Origin of the sequence: Paenibacillus sp. 102 (genome assembly GCF_039549175.1) — a bacterium.
Taxonomy (GTDB): Bacteria; Bacillota; Bacilli; order Bacillales; family Bacillaceae_G; genus Bacillus_A.
The window spans coordinates 843,638-860,086 of sequence record NZ_JBCGHT010000001.1 but is presented as its reverse complement, the minus strand read 5'-3'; the positions used below and the strand labels follow the sequence as shown (position 1 = coordinate 860,086).

The 16,449-nt window shown below is 36.5% G+C and carries 16 protein-coding genes; 15 read left to right on the top strand and 1 reads right to left on the bottom strand.

Annotated features, from left to right (window positions below):
* Positions 1-53: 53 nt before the first annotated feature.
* The 9 genes from mltG (at position 54) to AAIE21_RS04545 (ending at position 9,184) form a co-directional block, all read left to right on the top strand.
* Positions 54-1,124, top strand: coding sequence for an endolytic transglycosylase MltG (gene mltG, locus AAIE21_RS04585; RefSeq protein ID WP_343265655.1), 1,071 nt, complete (start codon positions 54-56; stop codon positions 1,122-1,124).
* Between the two features lie 215 nt (positions 1,125-1,339).
* Positions 1,340-1,981: an O-methyltransferase gene (locus tag AAIE21_RS04580; protein WP_343265654.1), complete on the top strand. Its 642-nt coding sequence runs from the start codon at positions 1,340-1,342 to the stop codon at positions 1,979-1,981.
* 7 nt (positions 1,982-1,988) lie between these two features.
* Positions 1,989-2,918, top strand: a complete 930-nt coding sequence (locus tag AAIE21_RS04575) for a peptidase U32 family protein (RefSeq protein WP_343265653.1) — start codon at positions 1,989-1,991, stop codon at positions 2,916-2,918.
* 18 nt (positions 2,919-2,936) lie between these two features.
* Positions 2,937-4,217: a peptidase U32 family protein gene (locus AAIE21_RS04570; RefSeq protein WP_174098910.1), complete on the top strand. Its 1,281-nt coding sequence runs from the start codon at positions 2,937-2,939 to the stop codon at positions 4,215-4,217.
* Positions 4,218-4,234: 17 nt separating this feature from the next.
* A complete protein-coding gene (gene udk, locus AAIE21_RS04565) occupies positions 4,235-4,873 on the top strand; it encodes a uridine kinase (RefSeq protein ID WP_343265652.1) in 639 nt (212 codons plus the stop codon).
* Between the two features lie 285 nt (positions 4,874-5,158).
* Positions 5,159-5,635, top strand: a complete 477-nt coding sequence (gene greA, locus AAIE21_RS04560; RefSeq protein WP_174098911.1) for a transcription elongation factor GreA — start codon at positions 5,159-5,161, stop codon at positions 5,633-5,635.
* 243 nt (positions 5,636-5,878) lie between these two features.
* A complete protein-coding gene (locus AAIE21_RS04555) occupies positions 5,879-6,580 on the top strand; it encodes a hypothetical protein (RefSeq protein ID WP_343265651.1) in 702 nt (233 codons plus the stop codon).
* 94 nt (positions 6,581-6,674) lie between these two features.
* Positions 6,675-8,429 carry a peptidoglycan D,D-transpeptidase FtsI family protein gene (locus tag AAIE21_RS04550; RefSeq protein ID WP_343265650.1) on the top strand — a complete coding sequence of 585 codons (1,755 nt, stop codon included), beginning with the start codon at positions 6,675-6,677 and terminating at the stop codon, positions 8,427-8,429.
* 116 nt (positions 8,430-8,545) lie between these two features.
* Positions 8,546-9,184 (top strand): YrrS family protein, encoded by a 639-nt coding sequence (locus AAIE21_RS04545; protein WP_343265649.1) that lies wholly within the window; start codon positions 8,546-8,548, stop codon positions 9,182-9,184.
* 40 nt (positions 9,185-9,224) lie between these two features.
* Here AAIE21_RS04545 and AAIE21_RS04540 read toward each other — a convergent pair whose 3' ends face one another.
* Entirely contained in the window at positions 9,225-9,440 is a 216-nt protein-coding gene (locus AAIE21_RS04540) for a YrzA family protein (RefSeq protein ID WP_343265648.1), read from the bottom strand.
* Positions 9,441-9,576: 136 nt separating this feature from the next.
* Between AAIE21_RS04540 and AAIE21_RS04535 the strand changes: the two genes are divergently transcribed.
* The 6 genes from AAIE21_RS04535 (at position 9,577) to AAIE21_RS04510 (ending at position 16,292) form a co-directional block, all read left to right on the top strand.
* Complete coding sequence (locus AAIE21_RS04535) at positions 9,577-10,215, top strand: class I SAM-dependent methyltransferase (RefSeq protein ID WP_343265647.1); 639 nt, start codon at positions 9,577-9,579, stop codon at positions 10,213-10,215.
* A 14-nt stretch (positions 10,216-10,229) separates the two neighbouring features.
* The gene (mtnN, locus tag AAIE21_RS04530; protein ID WP_343265646.1) at positions 10,230-10,925 is read left to right on the top strand and encodes a 5'-methylthioadenosine/S-adenosylhomocysteine nucleosidase; all 696 of its coding nucleotides are present in this window, start codon (positions 10,230-10,232) and stop codon (positions 10,923-10,925) included.
* Between the two features lie 82 nt (positions 10,926-11,007).
* Complete coding sequence (locus AAIE21_RS04525; protein ID WP_343265645.1) at positions 11,008-11,931, top strand: O-acetylserine dependent cystathionine beta-synthase; 924 nt, start codon at positions 11,008-11,010, stop codon at positions 11,929-11,931.
* Positions 11,932-11,935: 4 nt separating this feature from the next.
* Complete coding sequence (locus AAIE21_RS04520; protein ID WP_343265644.1) at positions 11,936-13,069, top strand: bifunctional cystathionine gamma-lyase/homocysteine desulfhydrase; 1,134 nt, start codon at positions 11,936-11,938, stop codon at positions 13,067-13,069.
* Between the two features lie 259 nt (positions 13,070-13,328).
* Entirely contained in the window at positions 13,329-15,932 is a 2,604-nt protein-coding gene (gene adhE / locus AAIE21_RS04515; RefSeq protein WP_343265643.1) for a bifunctional acetaldehyde-CoA/alcohol dehydrogenase, read from the top strand.
* Positions 15,933-16,058: 126 nt separating this feature from the next.
* A complete protein-coding gene (locus AAIE21_RS04510; RefSeq protein WP_343265642.1) occupies positions 16,059-16,292 on the top strand; it encodes a YrhC family protein in 234 nt (77 codons plus the stop codon).
* The last annotated feature ends 157 nt before the right edge of the window (positions 16,293-16,449 follow it).

Here is a 16,449-nt window from a genome sequence, read left to right as displayed (position 1 = left end):
GCATTGTATAGAGGAAGTACATATGGTCTACAATGGAATAAGGAGGAAGAATTTTGATAGAGAATCAAGTAAAGAAGAAGCGTAGACGTGGTTTTCTAATTGCGATTATTGCGCTACTTGTAGTCTGCGGGTCAGTCTATGTGTATATTTCATCTGCGTTACAACCAGTTGATAGCGGGAATAAAAAAGAAATTGAAGTAGAGATTCCAAAAGGTTCCTCTACAAGTAAAATCGGAGGAATTTTAGAAGAAAAAGGCGCTATTAAAAACGGTACAGTATTTAGTTTTTATGCAAAAGCAAAATCTAAAAACCTACAGGCCGGTACATATTTATTAAATTCGTCTATGAATGTAGATGAAGTAATGGAACAAATGTCATCAGGTAACGTACACCGCCCAGTTGCTTATAAACTAACGATTAAAGAAGGTGCGCAAGTTGTTGAAATTGCCGATATTATTGCGAAAGAACTGAAATGGAATAAAGATGATGTCGTGCGTCAATTAAACGATAAGGCATTTATTCAAAAGATGCAGCAAAAGTATCCGGTATTATTAACGAACAAAATTTTTGATGGGAATATTAAATATCCATTAGAAGGTTATTTATACCCAGCAACATATTCTTTCTATAAAAAAGATACAAATTTAGAAGAAATTGTAACGCAGATGCTTGAAAAAACCAATAAATTAATTGTCGAAAATGAAGCGAAAATAAAAGCGAAGCAATGGGACGTTCACCAGCTCTTAACATTATCTTCTTTAATCGAGGAAGAGGCGACTGGGTTTACGGATCGTCAAAAAATCTCTAGCGTCTTTTACAATCGATTAGCAAAAGGAATGCCACTCCAAACAGATCCGACAGTATTATATGCGCTTGGAAAGCATAAACAGCGTGTGTTATATGAGGATTTGAAAGTGAATTCACCTTATAATACGTATTTTGTAAAAGGGCTTCCAATTGGACCGATTGCGAATTCGGGTAAACATTCCGTGCAGGCAGCATTAGAACCTGCACAAACAGATTATTACTATTTCTTAGCAGCACCAAGTGGTGAAGTGTATTATGCAAAAACGTTAGAAGAACACAATGCATTAAAACAAAAATATATTACACAAAAGAAATGAAAATAGGAGGGAGAGCGAAAAGGGTCGCATATCCCTCTTTTTTGTGATAAAATATACCGGGTTAAAAACTGGCAGAAGAATCGTTTTTAATATCAAAACGGGACGTACAAGCTAAGGTTGAAGCAGGCTTGTATTTTTATTGCATTCTATGTGTGAAAAGACAAAGACTGACACGTCATAGAGGCACTTCTCCATGTAAATAAGGAGGACCATTTATGGAGGATGCAGTTAACGAGTACCTATTATCATTTATTGATCCAAAAGATGAACTTATTCTTGAAATGGAACAGTATGCAAACGAAAATCATGTGCCGATTATGGATCGCCTTGGAATGGAATTTATGTTGCAATTTTTACGTTTAATTGGACCAATAAGCATATTAGAGCTTGGAACAGCAATTGGTTATTCTAGTATTCGTATGATGCAAGCTATTCCAAATTCACGAATTGTGACAGTAGAGCGCAATAGTGATCGATATGAAAAAGCACTTGAATATATAGATCGTTCTCCTGTAAAAGAACGTATTTCCGTTATTTATGGCGATGCATTAGAAACAGGCGAACAAGTGAAAGAACATGGAACATTTGATGTTATCTTTATTGATGCCGCAAAAGGACAATATCGTCGCTTTTTTGACTTATATGAACCGTTATTAAATCCGGGTGGTGTCATTATTTCAGATAATGTTATGTATCACGGACTTGTAACGACGAAAGAGAAAATCGAAAATAGACGTACGCGTGGTTTGATTCGTCGCATTAAGACATACAATGAATGGCTGATGAACCATGAAGGATATGATACAACCATTTTCCCAATTGGTGATGGAGTAGCCGTGAGTAAGAAGAGAGGGTGACAAAGGTATGAAAAAACCTGAATTGTTAGTAACGCCAAGAGCGGTGGCCGATATTGAACCTCTTGCAAAAGCAGGGGCAAGTGCAGTAATGATTGGTGAACAAAAGTTTGGTTTACGTTTAGCAGGGGAATTCTCACGTGATGATGTGAAACAAGCTGTGAGCATTGCGCATGAAAATGGTATGAAAGTATATGTAGCAATGAACGCTATGTTCCATAACGACAAAGTAGAAGAATTAAAAGACTACGTTGCATTCCTGCAAGAAGTACATGTAGATGCGGTTGTCTTTGGAGATCCAGCAGTATTAATGACTGTACGTGAAGTAGCGCCAAACATGCAAATGCACTGGAATACAGAAACAACAGCAACAAACTGGTTCACATGTAACTACTGGGGACGAAAAGGTGCAAAACGTGCCGTACTTGCACGTGAATTAAGTTTAGATGAAATTGTTGAATTAAAAGAAAACGCTGAAGTGGAAGTGGAAGTACAAATTCACGGTATGACATGTATGTTCCAATCAAAACGTTCATTAGTAGGAAACTACTTTGAGTATCAAGATCGTAATTTGGAAATTGAAAAGAAAAAGCATGAAGAGAATATGTTCTTACATGATCCAGAGCGTAATAACAAATATCCAATTTATGAAGATGAAAATGGTACTCATATTATGAGTCCAAATGATATTTGTTTCATTGATGAGTTAGATGAACTGATCGATGCTGAAATTGATAGCTTGAAAATTGACGGTGTGTTAAAAAACTCTGCGTACATTATCGAAGTAACAAAGAAATATCGTAAAGCTATTGATTTATGTGTAGAAGATCGCGATGCGTATTATGACGTGAAAGACGATTTATATAAAGAGATAGAAGAAATACAACCAGTAAATCGTCCGTTAGATACGGGATTCTTCTTTAAAGAAACGGTTTACTAAACGAGGAGGGTGTAGGATATGACTGTACAAGAAATTTCACGAGTAATCGATGGAAAACGCGTTATTGTGAAAAAACCTGAACTGTTAATCCCTGCAGGTAATTTAGAGAAATTAAAAGTAGCTATTCATTACGGTGCAGATGCTGTATATTTAGGTGGACAAGAATTCGGTCTTCGCTCAAATGCAGGGAACTTTACGCTAGAAGAAATGGCAGAAGGCGTAGAATTTGCAAAGAAATATGGTGCGAAAATATATGTAACAACAAATATCTTTGCGCATAATGAAAATATGGATGGATTAGAAGATTATTTAAGAGGGATTGAAAAAGCTGGTGTAACAGGTATCATTGTTGCAGACCCGCTTATTATTGAGACATGTAAACGTGTAGCACCTTCTGTTGAAGTACATTTAAGTACACAGCAGTCTCTATCTAACTGGAAAGCAGCGCAGTATTGGAAAGAAGAGGGCTTGCACCGTCTTGTATTAGCTCGTGAAGTGGGCTATGAAGAAATGAAGGAAATTAAAGAAAATGTTGATATTGAAATTGAAGCGTTCGTCCATGGGGCAATGTGTATTGCATACTCTGGAAGATGTACATTAAGTAACCATATGACGGCACGTGACTCGAACCGTGGTGGTTGTTGTCAGTCTTGTCGTTGGGATTATGACTTAGTTCAAACAGTATCACAACATAAAGAAGCAGAAGAACTTCCTTTATTCCAAGAAGGCGATGAACATTTTGCAATGAGTCCAAAAGACTTAAATCTCATTCTTTCGATTCCGAAAATGATCGAAATTGGAATTGACAGCTTGAAGATTGAAGGACGTATGAAATCTATCCATTACGTAGCGACAGTAGCAACTGTGTACCGCAAAGTAATTGATGCGTACTGCGCAGATCCTGATAATTTTGAATTTAAACAAGAATGGTTAGATGAGCTTGATAAATGTGCAAATCGTGATACAGCTCCTGCATTTTTTGAAGGAGTTCCAGGATATAAAGAGCAAATGTTTGGGAATCATAGTAAGAAAACAACGTATGATTTTGCTGGTTTAGTGTTAGATTATAATGAAGAAACGGGCATTGTAACGTTAGAGCAACGTAACTACTTCAAACCAGGACATGAAGTCGAGTTCTTTGGGCCAGAAATAGAAAACTTTACACAAACGGTGGAGAAAATTTGGGATGAGGATGGAAACGAATTAGATGCGGCGAGACATCCGTTGCAAATCGTGAAATTCAAAGTGGATCAACCAGTGTATGTGAATAACATGATGCGAAAAAGCATACATCAATAAGAAAGAGTGGTAGTTGAATGGGGACGAATAAGCCGGTTGTGATTGGAATTGCTGGTGGTTCAGGATCAGGTAAAACAAGTGTAACAAAAGCGATTTTTGATCAATTTCAAGGTCATTCCATTTTAATTTTGGAGCAAGATTATTATTACAAAGATCAAAGCCATTTGCCAATGGAAGAGCGTTTAAAAACAAATTACGATCATCCGTTAGCATTCGATAATGACTTATTAATTGAGCACTTACATCAGTTGCTTGCATATAAGCCGGTTGAGAAACCCGTATATGATTATACATTGCATACACGCTCGGAAGAGGTTATTCCAGTAGAACCGAAAGATGTAGTTATTTTAGAAGGGATTCTTATCTTAGAAGACCCACGTCTTTGCGAGTTAATGGATATTAAAGTGTTTGTTGATACAGATGCTGATCTTCGTATTTTACGTCGTATGCAACGCGATATTAAAGAACGTGGTCGTACAATGGACTCTGTTATCGAACAATATGTGAATGTTGTACGTCCAATGCATAACCAGTTTATTGAGCCTTCTAAGAAATTTGCGGATATTATTATCCCAGAAGGTGGACAAAACCATGTTGCAATTGATATTATGGTTACAAAAATTGCAACAATTCTTGAACAAAAAGTGAATTTGTAATAGCATAGTAAAAGATATACGATAAGAAGGGATTTTTTCCCTTCTTATCGAATACAATGAAACATGCAACCTCACCTAATGTTAGGTGGGGGCATATTTATATGAGATTTCCATACATATCTTCTTTATATAAAGAGGCATTGGAAAAAAACATGGGGTTGCGTGTGACAACTCCACTGGTGTGTGATTACGCTAGAAACCTCCGCTATTTAATACAGCGGAGGAGTTTTCATATTGAACTCCTCTTTTTTTTCGGGGGATTGGTATATAAAAGGAGTGGAAAACATGGCAACAGAAAAAACATACCCTATGACACTTGAGGGAAAACAAAAGCTAGAGAATGAAGTAGAGCAATTAAAGACAGTGCGACGTAAAGAAGTAGTAGAACGTATTAAAATTGCGCGTAGCTTCGGTGATCTTTCTGAGAACTCGGAGTACGATGCAGCGAAAGATGAGCAAGCGTTTGTAGAAGGTCGTATTACACAACTTGAAAATATGATTCGTAACGCGGTAATCATTGAAGACAATGGCGAAGAGTCTACAGTTGTAACATTAGGTAAAACAGTAACATTTAAAGAATTACCAGATGGAGATGAAGAAGCTTACACAATCGTTGGTAGCGCAGAAGCTGATCCATTTGAAGGAAGAATTTCTAACGATTCTCCAATTGCAAAAAGCTTACTAGGTAAGCAAATTGGTGAAAAAGTAGCAATCCAAACACCAGGCGGAGAAATGCAAGTAGAGATTATCTCTGTAAAATAATAAAGAAGGTTCACTCATATGGGTGAACCTTTTTATTTTTTCGCTCTTTTATTACCCCATTGCTCCCAGGATTCTAAGTGAGAAGTGCTATATAATCGTCCATGATATTTTGCTTTTCATCGTATTCGACATAATGTGACAATATGAAAGTCTTAATTTTGATATTATAATTGGGGAATTTTTATACTTTTATGTTTTGAAGTGTGAGGAGATTTTAAAAGGGATAAGGAAGAGGGAAAGTTCATGAAAAAGAAATTATTTACAGCACTCACTTGTGGCGTCATGATGACAGGATTAGCGGCATGTGGATCTAGTGAGAAAATAAGTACATCAAACGAATCGAAATCGAAGCAAGAAGAAAGAAAGGGTGACGTATCTTCGTCTTCCAAAAACGAAACGAATACAAAAGAAAAGCAAGAATTAGGTAAGGATAAAAAGAGAGAGAAATTTGAAGACTTTGATCCAGAGTATCAATTAGCTATTGTCATGAGACTTTTTAATGATGTAACTGTTAAATATGATTATGCAATTGGAAATCCTGAATATATGTTACAAGAATCGATGGATCAGAAAGCAATAGATGATATGAAGAAGTTATTGCAAGAACAGGCAAAAAATAATGATAAATTTTTAAAAGATGAAGTAAATCAAGCTGTTACTTTCCTAAAAGAATCTAAGTTAAAGAAGGATGAGACTCAAAAATTAATCAACGCAGAAAATAACTATTTAAAGATAACAGAAAAGCTGATAGCGTGTTTAGATTCTGTAACAGCCCAAAATACAAAGGAAAAAAGAAATGAAATGAATTCTTTAAAACAAGAATATCTGAAAAGTGCAGAGCAAGTAAGGACTACTGCAGTTGAAGTTGCTCAAAATTCAGGTTTAAATGTGGAAACTTATAAATCAGTTTTCGAAAAATATGCAAAGCAACCTGTCAGTCAATAAACAATAATTTCATCATATAGGACTGGATAATATTTTGCTTTGTATAAAAGGACTAACACCTCGTCTAAACTGAAAAAAGACGAGGTGTTTTTGTATGAAAATCAAGAAGAGAATTATCATCATTTTACTATGCTTTACATGTATGATGCTTTTATTATTTGGTAGGCTAGCACAAATACAACTTATAGCCACGGAATCATTTACAAAGAGGCATATCAATTTAATTGAAAAGAGTGTCACTCAGCGTACACAAGCGGTCACAGTGGATGATGGTAGAGGGCATTTTATTGATCGAAATGGAGAAAGTCTTGGTGAAGAAAAATATCCAGTTTTAGTTGTTTTTCCATTTTTACAAATAAAAAATGACATGTTAGAGAAAATAGCGCATATTATTGATGTGCCAGGGCAAGACATAGGAATTCAGATGAAAGGTAGAAGTAAGCCATTTATATTTCAAAGGGGGAATCGGCCGTTTCAATTAACAAAAGAACAGATGGAAAAGGTAAATCGCGCTGATATGTTAGGTATGGTGGCAACGGAAGTAAGAATGAAGCAACCATCTGAAGCAGAGCATCTTATTGGTGTAGTCGGGGAAAATGAGAAGGAATTTAAAAAACGATACGAGAAACTACAAAAGTTATCTAGCCAAACGTCTATTGGTATTTCTGGATTACAGCAATCATTTGATGAATTTTTAATGACCGACGGAGAAACAAAAATATTATATCAAGTAGATAGGCAGGGAGAACCGATTTTTGGAAAACGTGCGAAATATACATCTCCTGGAAATCCCTTTTATCCCGTTACGATTCAAACAACGATAGAAAAGTTGTTGCAACAAAAAGCAGAAGAGCTCGTGCAGAAACATGGGATCAAAAAGGGTGGATTAGTATTATTGGATGTAAAGACGAGTGAAATTTTAGCAATAGTGAGTAAACCATCTCTGCAAATGGACAATCAAAATACATATAAACAAAGAATGGAAAATCAAATGCTAACGCCGCATTTTCCTGGTTCTGTCTTTAAAACAGTTATTGCGGCCGCAACAATTGATAATGATATGATTCAATCTCATCGCATGTTTAACTGCGATACAGATCCGTATGGTGAAAATACCCCGCAGGTTATGATGGGGAAGTTAAGCTTTACAGAGAGTTTTGCTAGGAGTTGTAACAGGACATTTGCAGTGCTTGGTGATGAATTGATGCAAAAGGATAAACAAGTAATGGAAACGTATTTAGAGGCGCTAGGAGCGAATGAGGCGGTAGGGTGGAAAGGGAAAGTGTTTCATACGCAGGGGTTTAAACAATTGATAGAAGAGAAAAAAGCAACTGTTTGGAATGGCGAAGAAAATAAGGTAAGTCATAAAGCAATCGCCCAAACGGCAATTGGACAAAAGGATGTGAGAATATCCCCTTTAGCTGTGGCAAATATGATGGCGACGATTGCAAGGAATGGAGAGAAGAAAGAAGTAAAAGCTGTAAAAGAAATACGGTACAAAAATGGAACGAGATTTTTTCATTTTGAAGATCATAAACTGGAGGGAAGGCAACTCTCTTATAGTACGGTGAAACAAGTGCAATCTTTATTAAGGAAAGTAGTAACGATGGAGAAAGGAACAGGTGCTACTTTTCAATCATTACCACTATCTGTTGCTGGAAAATCTGGGACGGCACAAACAGGAAAAGGAGATCGTGTAAATCGTTGGTTTGCGGGTTATTTCCCGTATGAAAACCCGAGATATGCGCTAGTAGTTGTTGATTTAGAAACGGATAATAAAGAAAGTACTGTAACACCGATTTTTAAAGAATTTGTAGAAGAGATTGCTCAATTGGGAAGCAGAAGGTAATCTTGCAATTCATTATCAAATGTTTTCATTTCGTGAAAATATTATTGTAGTTGTTCAACCTTTTTAGATTTAATGTTACAATAGCAAGTAGGAAAAACTGCATGGAGGTTTGAAGAATGGCAGGAGGATCTAGATTTCAAAAGAAACAACAAAAACGTCGTCAAAACGGTGTTTTAAATATTGCAATTGCGATTGTATTTGTGTTAGTAGCTATTGTAGCATATCAATTGTTTGTGCCTGAAACACCAGAACAAGCGTCTTCTCAAGAAAAGAAAGTATCTCAGGAAACGAAGAAAGAAAGTAAAACTGAGAAAAAGAAAGATAAAGAAGATCAAGCAAAACTAGACGAACAGAAGAAGAAAGAGGAAGAAGAGAAGAAAAAGGCTGAAGAAGAGAAACAAAAAGCTGAGGAAGAAGCAAAAGCCAATGAAAAAGTCCCAGCTGAAAAAACACAGCCTAAAGCAACAGATGCTTATACGAAATCTTCTTGGAAGCCAATTGGTACAACGCAAGGTGCAACACCGGCAATGACATTTAAACAAGGTTCAGCAGATTGGAATGAAATGAAGCAAGCCATTTCCTCTGCAATTGAGATTCCGGTGGAGCAACTGACTATTCACCGTATTGGAAACAACGGTAAGCAAAAAGCATACGGTAATGTCCAAGATAAACAAAGCGGTAAAAGATATTATGTAAATATTGATTGGGTAGAAAATGAAGGCTGGAAACCAGTACTTGTTCAAACTTTAAACTAAAAAAAGAGAAAGGTTCTTAAGAACCTTTCTCTTTTTTTAGTTAGCGTAATTTTTTTAATTTGAAATGAACAACCGCACTGTAGTACGGTCTTTTACTGTCGGGATCCATAACCATTTGATGAGAAATATGATGAACTTCTAGCATAAGTGCTTTATTATTGTCAATTTGTTCGTTAATCTTCTTTTCTAAAGAAACTAAGTTTGATGCTTCGAAAAATTCTATTTTATCTTCCAGCATTTCAAAGGTAAATGACACAAAAAACGCTCCTCTCCATATAATCAAGTTAAGTGTAACAAAGAAAAGAAGGAAATACCATTTCTGTTTCAATTGACATTTTCATAAAGAAAGCATATCATACTGATAAAACCGATAAGAAAAAGGGGATTTTAATATGGGTACAGAATTTAACGGTTTATTTGATGAATGGGCTCATACGTATGATTCATTCGTACAAGGCGAAGATATACAATATAAAGAAGTTTTCGCTCGTTATGAGGAGATTTTAGAGGATGTAGTAAATAAATCATTTGGAAATGTATTGGAATTTGGTGTTGGTACTGGAAATTTAACAAATAAATTATTACTTGCTGGCCATACTGTTTACGGCATAGAACCGTCACGTGAAATGCGTACTATCGCAAAGCAGAAGTTACCAGAAGAATTTTCAATTACAGAAGGAGATTTTCTTTCTTTTGATGTTCCAAATTCTGTTGATACAATTGTAAGCACCTATGCGTTTCATCATCTAACAGATGAAGAAAAAGATGTAGCAATTGCGAAATATAGTCAATTGCTTAATAAAGGTGGTAAAATAGTGTTTGCTGATACGATATTTGCAGATCAAGAAGCGTATGATAAAACTGTTGAAACTGCAAAACAAAGAGGTTTTCATCAGTTAGCAAACGATTTGCAAACAGAATACTATACCCGTATTCCGATCATGCAATCTATTTTTGAAAAAAATGGCTTCCATGTAACATTCACGAGATTAAATTATTTCGTTTGGGTAATGGAGGCAACTAAGCAATAGAAAGAGGGATTAGATTGAGAATTGCTGTAATTGGAGCAATGGAAGAAGAAGTACGTATTTTACGTGACAAATTAGAACAGGCAGAAACAGAAAACGTTGCAGGCTGTGAATTTACGAAAGGGCTATTAGCAGGGCATGAAGTAATCTTGTTAAAGTCTGGTATTGGTAAAGTGAATGCAGCGATGTCAACGACAATTTTATTAGAGAGATATAAGCCTGAAAAAGTAATTAATACAGGTTCAGCTGGTGGATTCCACCAATCTTTAAATGTTGGTGATGTTGTTATTTCAACAGAAGTTCGTCATCATGACGTGGATGTAACTGCATTTGATTATGAATACGGTCAAGTGCCAGGTATGCCACCAGGATTTAAAGCTGATGAAGAACTAGTTGCATTAGCAGAGAAATGTATGAAGGCAGAAGAGAATATTCAAGTTGTTAAAGGAATGATTGCAACAGGAGATTCATTTATGAGTGATCCGAACCGAGTTGCAGCAATCCGTGATAAATTTGAAAATCTTTACGCAGTAGAAATGGAAGCAGCAGCGGTTGCGCAAGTATGTCACCAATATAAAGTTCCATTTGTAATTATTCGTGCACTTTCTGATATTGCTGGTAAAGAATCAAATGTTTCCTTTGATCAATTTTTAGATCAAGCAGCTCTTCATTCTACAAACTTCATTGTAAAAGTATTAGAAGAGTTAAAGTAATGTAACAAAAAGGCAACTGTTTCATATAAAGAAGATACATACAGTTGCCTTTTCTTTATTGGCAAATAAGGAGGAGAACACGATGAAGGTGTATCGTGGGGTTCATGAATTAATCGGTCATACACCGATTGTAGAAATTACTCGTTTTCCACTTCCACAGGGCGTTCGTTTATTTGCAAAGCTTGAGTTTTATAATCCGGGCGGAAGCGTGAAAGATCGCTTAGGAAGAGAATTGATTGAAGATGCACTAGCAAAAGGGCTTGTCGCGCAAGGTGGAACCATTATTGAACCGACAGCAGGGAATACTGGTATTGGACTGGCACTTGCTGCACTAGAGCATGATTTACGCGTTATTGTTTGTGTCCCAGAGAAGTTTAGCATTGAAAAACAAGAATTAATGAAAGCACTCGGTGCAACAGTTGTGCATACGCCAACTGAACAAGGGATGACTGGTGCAATTGCAAAGGCAAAAGAATTAGTAACAGAAATTCCAAACTCGTACTCTCCAAGTCAATTTGCAAATGATGCAAATCCACGTGCTTATTTTAAAACATTAGGACCTGAATTGTGGGAAGCGTTGGATGGAGATATTAACATATTCGTGGCAGGTGCAGGTACTGGCGGTACATTTATGGGAACTGCGTCGTATTTAAAAGAACAAGATCGTAATATTAAAACGGTAATTGTAGAACCAGAAGGATCAATTTTAAATGGTGGTGAAGCTGGTTCACATGAAACAGAAGGAATTGGTCTTGAATTTATTCCACCATTTTTAAAGCCATCATATTTTGATGCAATTCATACTATTTCTGATCAAAATGCATTTAGACGTGTGAAAGAGTTAGCACAGAAAGAAGGTCTTCTTGTAGGCAGTTCTTCGGGAGCTGCATTTCATGCGAGCTTATTAGAGGCTGAACAGGCAAAAACAGGTACAAACATTGTAACGATTTTTCCAGATAGCAGTGAGCGTTACTTAAGTAAAGATATATACAAAGGGTGGGAATAAAAAAATGAGAGCAAAAACAAAGTTAATTCATGGTATTCGCATAGGAGAACCTTCAACTGGATCTGTAAACGTACCGATTTATCAAACAAGTACGTATAGACAAGAAGCGGTTGGTAAACACCAAGGATACGAATATTCACGTACAGGGAATCCAACGCGTGCAGCATTAGAAGAAATGATTGCAGTGCTAGAAAACGGTCATGCAGGATTTGCGTTTGGATCAGGAATGGCTGCGATTACAGCAACGATTATGTTATTCTCAAAAGGAGATCATGTCATTTTAACAGATGACGTATACGGCGGAACATATCGTGTAATTACAAAAATATTGAATCGTTTCGGTATTGAACATACATTTGTAGATACAACAAATGTCGATGAAGTAGCAGAAGCAGTTCTTCCAAATACGAAAGCAATTTATGTAGAAACACCAACAAATCCACTATTGAAAATTACAGATATTAAGCAAATTTCTGCATTTGCAAAAGAAAAAGGTTTGTTAACAATTATTGATAACACATTCATGACGCCATATTGGCAGTCGCCGATTTCTTTAGGGGCAGATATTGTACTTCATAGTGCAACGAAATATTTAGGAGGACATAGTGACGTTGTTGCCGGACTAGTTGTTGTAAACAGCGCACAATTAGCAGAAGACCTTCATTTTGTTCAAAACTCAACAGGTGGTATTCTGGGTCCACAAGACAGTTTCTTATTACTTCGCGGTTTAAAAACATTAGGAATTCGCATGGAAGAACATGAAACAAATTCACGCGCGATTGCTGAGTTTTTAAACAATCATCCAAAAGTAAATAAAGTATACTATCCAGGTCTTGAAGCACATCCAAATCATGCATTAGCAAAAGAACAAGCTGGTGGATATGGTGCAATTATTTCATTTGATGTGGATAGTGAAGAAACGTTAAATAAAGTACTTGAGAAATTGCAATACTTTACACTAGCTGAAAGTTTAGGAGCAGTAGAAAGCTTAATTTCTATTCCATCTCAAATGACACACGCATCGATTCCAGCAGATCGCCGTAAAGAGTTAGGAATTACAGATACATTAATTCGTATTTCTGTCGGTATTGAAGATGGAGAAGATTTAATTGAAGATTTAGCACAAGCATTAGCATAATGGAAAGGCACTGCTAAAGAAGGCAGTGCCTTTCTCTTAGAATGATTTGTGAATATTTTCACAAATTAGACACACACAAATATATAGATTTCGTGTATAGTGAAATCAAGAAATGATGCTTCACATATAAACTTGTGAAAAACTTCACAAAGAATGAGATTCATGTAGGGAAAGTAATTCTATTTTTTTACGCTAGTCGGGACTTATTTAGACCCCGGTGGACATTTATAGACCGTATAGCAGAATAGGAGGAATTCAAATGGTAGTCAAAGAGAAAGTTGTAAATGAAATGCAAGAAGTAACAGAGATGATTGATACGTTGGTGAAGAACGGTCAGGAAGCCTTAGGAGCATTAGAGAATTTTACACAAGAGCAAATTGACAACATTGTACATGAAATGGCACTGGCGGGTGTAGACCAACATATGCCACTTGCAAAAATGGCTGTTGAGGAAACAGGGCGCGGTGTATATGAAGATAAATGTATCAAAAATATTTTTGCCACTGAATATATTTGGCACAGTATGAAAACAGATAAAATGGTAGGAATTATTTATGAGGATCCTCATGAAGAAATCATAGAAATTGCAGAACCGGTCGGTGTAGTTGCTGGGGTAACACCAGTCACGAATCCAACTTCAACAACGATGTTTAAAGCGTTAATCGCAATAAAAACAAGAAACCCAATTATTTTCGCGTTTCATCCTTCTGCACAAAATTGTTCGGTCGCAGCCGCTAAAACGTTATATGATGCAGCAGTGAAGGTCGGTGCACCAGAGGGATGTATTCAATGGATTGAGAAACCTTCTGTTGAGGCGACAAAGCAATTAATGAATCATGAAGGTGTTGCGCTCGTTTTGGCAACTGGAGGCGCAGGGATGGTGAAATCAGCGTATTCTACTGGTAAACCAGCCTTAGGGGTAGGACCAGGAAACGTACCTTGCTATATAGAAAAAACGGCACATGTGAAACGTGCTGTAAATGATTTGATTTTATCAAAAACATTTGATAACGGTATGATCTGTGCTTCTGAACAAGCAATCATTGTAGACAAAGAAATTTACAATGATGTGAAAGAAGAAATGATAGCAAATAATTGCTACTTTGTTACAGAAGAAGAACGCAAGAAATTAGAGAAACTTGTTATTAATGAAAATACATGTGCAGTAAATAGTGATATCGTTGGTAAATCAGCGTATTACATTGCAGGATTAGTTGGGATTACTGTGCCAGAAGATACAAAAATGCTCGTAGCTGAAATTAAAGGTGTAGGTGCTGATTACCCGCTATCCCGTGAAAAATTAAGTCCTGTACTTGCTTGTGTAAAAGCAAATTCACTTGAAGAAGGATTTACATATTGTGAAGGAATGTTGGAGTTAGGTGGTTTAGGGCACTCAGCGGTTATTCATTCTACAAATAAAGAAGTGCAAAAACAATTTGGTTTACGTATGAAAGCGTGCCGTCTCATCGTAAATGCGCCGTCATCACAGGGCGGAATTGGTGATATATATAATGCATTTATTCCATCACTTACACTTGGATGCGGCTCATATGGAAAGAACTCCGTTTCTCAAAACGTAACGGCAACACATCTATTGAATATAAAAAGACTTGCAAGTAGAAAAAAGAATATGCAATGGTTCAAATTACCACCCAAAATTTATTTTGAAAAGCATGCGACAGGATATTTAGAAAATATGCCGGATATTTCACGTGCATTTATTGTAACGGATCCTGGAATGGTTGAGCATGGATATGTCGATACAGTAACACACTATTTACGTAAACATACAAATGATGTAAAGGTGGAAGTATTCTTTGAAGTAGAGCCAGATCCATCAGATGAAACGGTATTTAAAGGTGCCGAAATGATGAGAAGCTTCAAGCCGGATGTAATTATCGCTCTTGGTGGTGGATCGGCAATGGATGCAGCAAAAGGAATGTGGCTCTTCTATGAGCATCCAGAAACAATATTCTTTGGAATTAAGCAGAAGTTTTTAGATATAAGAAAACGTACATGTAAATATCCGAAACTTGGAAACAAGGCGCAATTTGTTGCAATCCCAACAACATCAGGAACAGGATCAGAAGTGACACCGTTTGCGGTTATTACAGATAAAAAGAATAATATAAAATACCCGCTTGCTGATTATGAATTAACACCAGATGTAGCGATTGTTGATCCACAATATGTCATGACAGTACCCCCGCATATAACTGCAGATACTGGAATGGATGTATTAACACATGCCATTGAAGCGTACGTGTCTATTATGGCAAATGATTATACAGATGGTTTAGCATTAAAAGCAATTGATCTTGTATTTAAATATTTACCAAGAGCATACAAAGACGGGAATGATGAAGAGGCACGTGAGAAAATGCATAACGCTTCTGCAATTGCTGGAATGGCGTTTGCCAATGCATTTCTTGGTATTAATCATAGCTTGGCGCATAAAATTGGACCGGAATTTCATATTCCACACGGTCGTGCCAATGCAATCTTAATGCCGCACGTCATTCGTTATAATGCAATCAAACCGAGAAAACATGCATTGTTCCCAAAATATGAGCACTTTGTTGCTGACGAACGTTATGCACATATCGCGAGAATGCTTGGTCTTCCAGCAAGTACAATTGAAGAAGGTGTGGAATCATTAGTACAAGCAATTATTGCTCTTGGAAAAGAATTAAATATCAATATGAGCATTGCTGGACAAGGTGTGGAACAAGAAGCATTTGAAGAGGTTGTTGGCACGTTAGCGGAAAGAGCTTTCGAAGATCAGTGCACAACAGCAAATCCAAAATTACCGCTTATTTCAGAGCTGAAAGAAGTGTATCTGAGGGCTTATAAAGGTGTATAGAAAATTTAGAAGAGCCGCTATGAAGCGGCTCTTTTTAATTTGGAAAACTTCTCCCTCATTGGCTGTATTTGCTTGCCTCTGAAACTATTAGAATATGATACAGTGAGAAGGAGGAGTGGTAGAGTTATGAAAGAATTACAACAGAAAATAGCAGATTACATTCGCTTCGGTCAAGTGCTTCTTGCGCTAGCCACATTTTTAATGGTTGGTTTATTGATTCCGAATGGAGGAAGAGAAACTGTACAATCCTTTGCGATGATGGGTGTTATCGTATTATTTTTAGGGATGTCATTTTTCTTTTTCAAGCGTGTTAAAGCGCTGCGTGACAGGTTAGAGGAGAACGAGTATGAATCAAATTGAGAGATGAAACGCTACGAAAAGAGAGTATCTTTTTTGTAGCGTTTTTTAGTATAAGTAAAATTTTGTAGAAAATGTATGCGTTTCATGTCGACAATGATAATCTTTATCAATTAAAATGTAATAGAATTAAGTTCTAATGCAAGGCTCTTTGTGAACG

What these genes read in the sequence shown, in the direction of transcription:
- udk (WP_343265652.1), top strand. Translation starts at nt 4,235, where the DNA reads ATGGGGACGAATAAGCCGGTTGTGATTGGAATTGCTGGTGGTTCAGGA.
- AAIE21_RS04570 (WP_174098910.1), top strand. Translation starts at nt 2,937, where the DNA reads ATGACTGTACAAGAAATTTCACGAGTAATCGATGGAAAACGCGTTATT.
- AAIE21_RS04555 (WP_343265651.1), top strand. Translation starts at nt 5,879, where the DNA reads ATGAAAAAGAAATTATTTACAGCACTCACTTGTGGCGTCATGATGACA.
- AAIE21_RS04580 (WP_343265654.1), top strand. Translation starts at nt 1,340, where the DNA reads ATGGAGGATGCAGTTAACGAGTACCTATTATCATTTATTGATCCAAAA.
- AAIE21_RS04520 (WP_343265644.1), top strand. Translation starts at nt 11,936, where the DNA reads ATGAGAGCAAAAACAAAGTTAATTCATGGTATTCGCATAGGAGAACCT.
- AAIE21_RS04575 (WP_343265653.1), top strand. Translation starts at nt 1,989, where the DNA reads ATGAAAAAACCTGAATTGTTAGTAACGCCAAGAGCGGTGGCCGATATT.
- AAIE21_RS04545 (WP_343265649.1), top strand. Translation starts at nt 8,546, where the DNA reads ATGGCAGGAGGATCTAGATTTCAAAAGAAACAACAAAAACGTCGTCAA.
- AAIE21_RS04510 (WP_343265642.1), top strand. Translation starts at nt 16,059, where the DNA reads ATGAAAGAATTACAACAGAAAATAGCAGATTACATTCGCTTCGGTCAA.
- AAIE21_RS04525 (WP_343265645.1), top strand. Translation starts at nt 11,008, where the DNA reads ATGAAGGTGTATCGTGGGGTTCATGAATTAATCGGTCATACACCGATT.
- AAIE21_RS04535 (WP_343265647.1), top strand. Translation starts at nt 9,577, where the DNA reads ATGGGTACAGAATTTAACGGTTTATTTGATGAATGGGCTCATACGTAT.
- greA (WP_174098911.1), top strand. Translation starts at nt 5,159, where the DNA reads ATGGCAACAGAAAAAACATACCCTATGACACTTGAGGGAAAACAAAAG.
- AAIE21_RS04550 (WP_343265650.1), top strand. Translation starts at nt 6,675, where the DNA reads ATGAAAATCAAGAAGAGAATTATCATCATTTTACTATGCTTTACATGT.
- adhE (WP_343265643.1), top strand. Translation starts at nt 13,329, where the DNA reads ATGGTAGTCAAAGAGAAAGTTGTAAATGAAATGCAAGAAGTAACAGAG.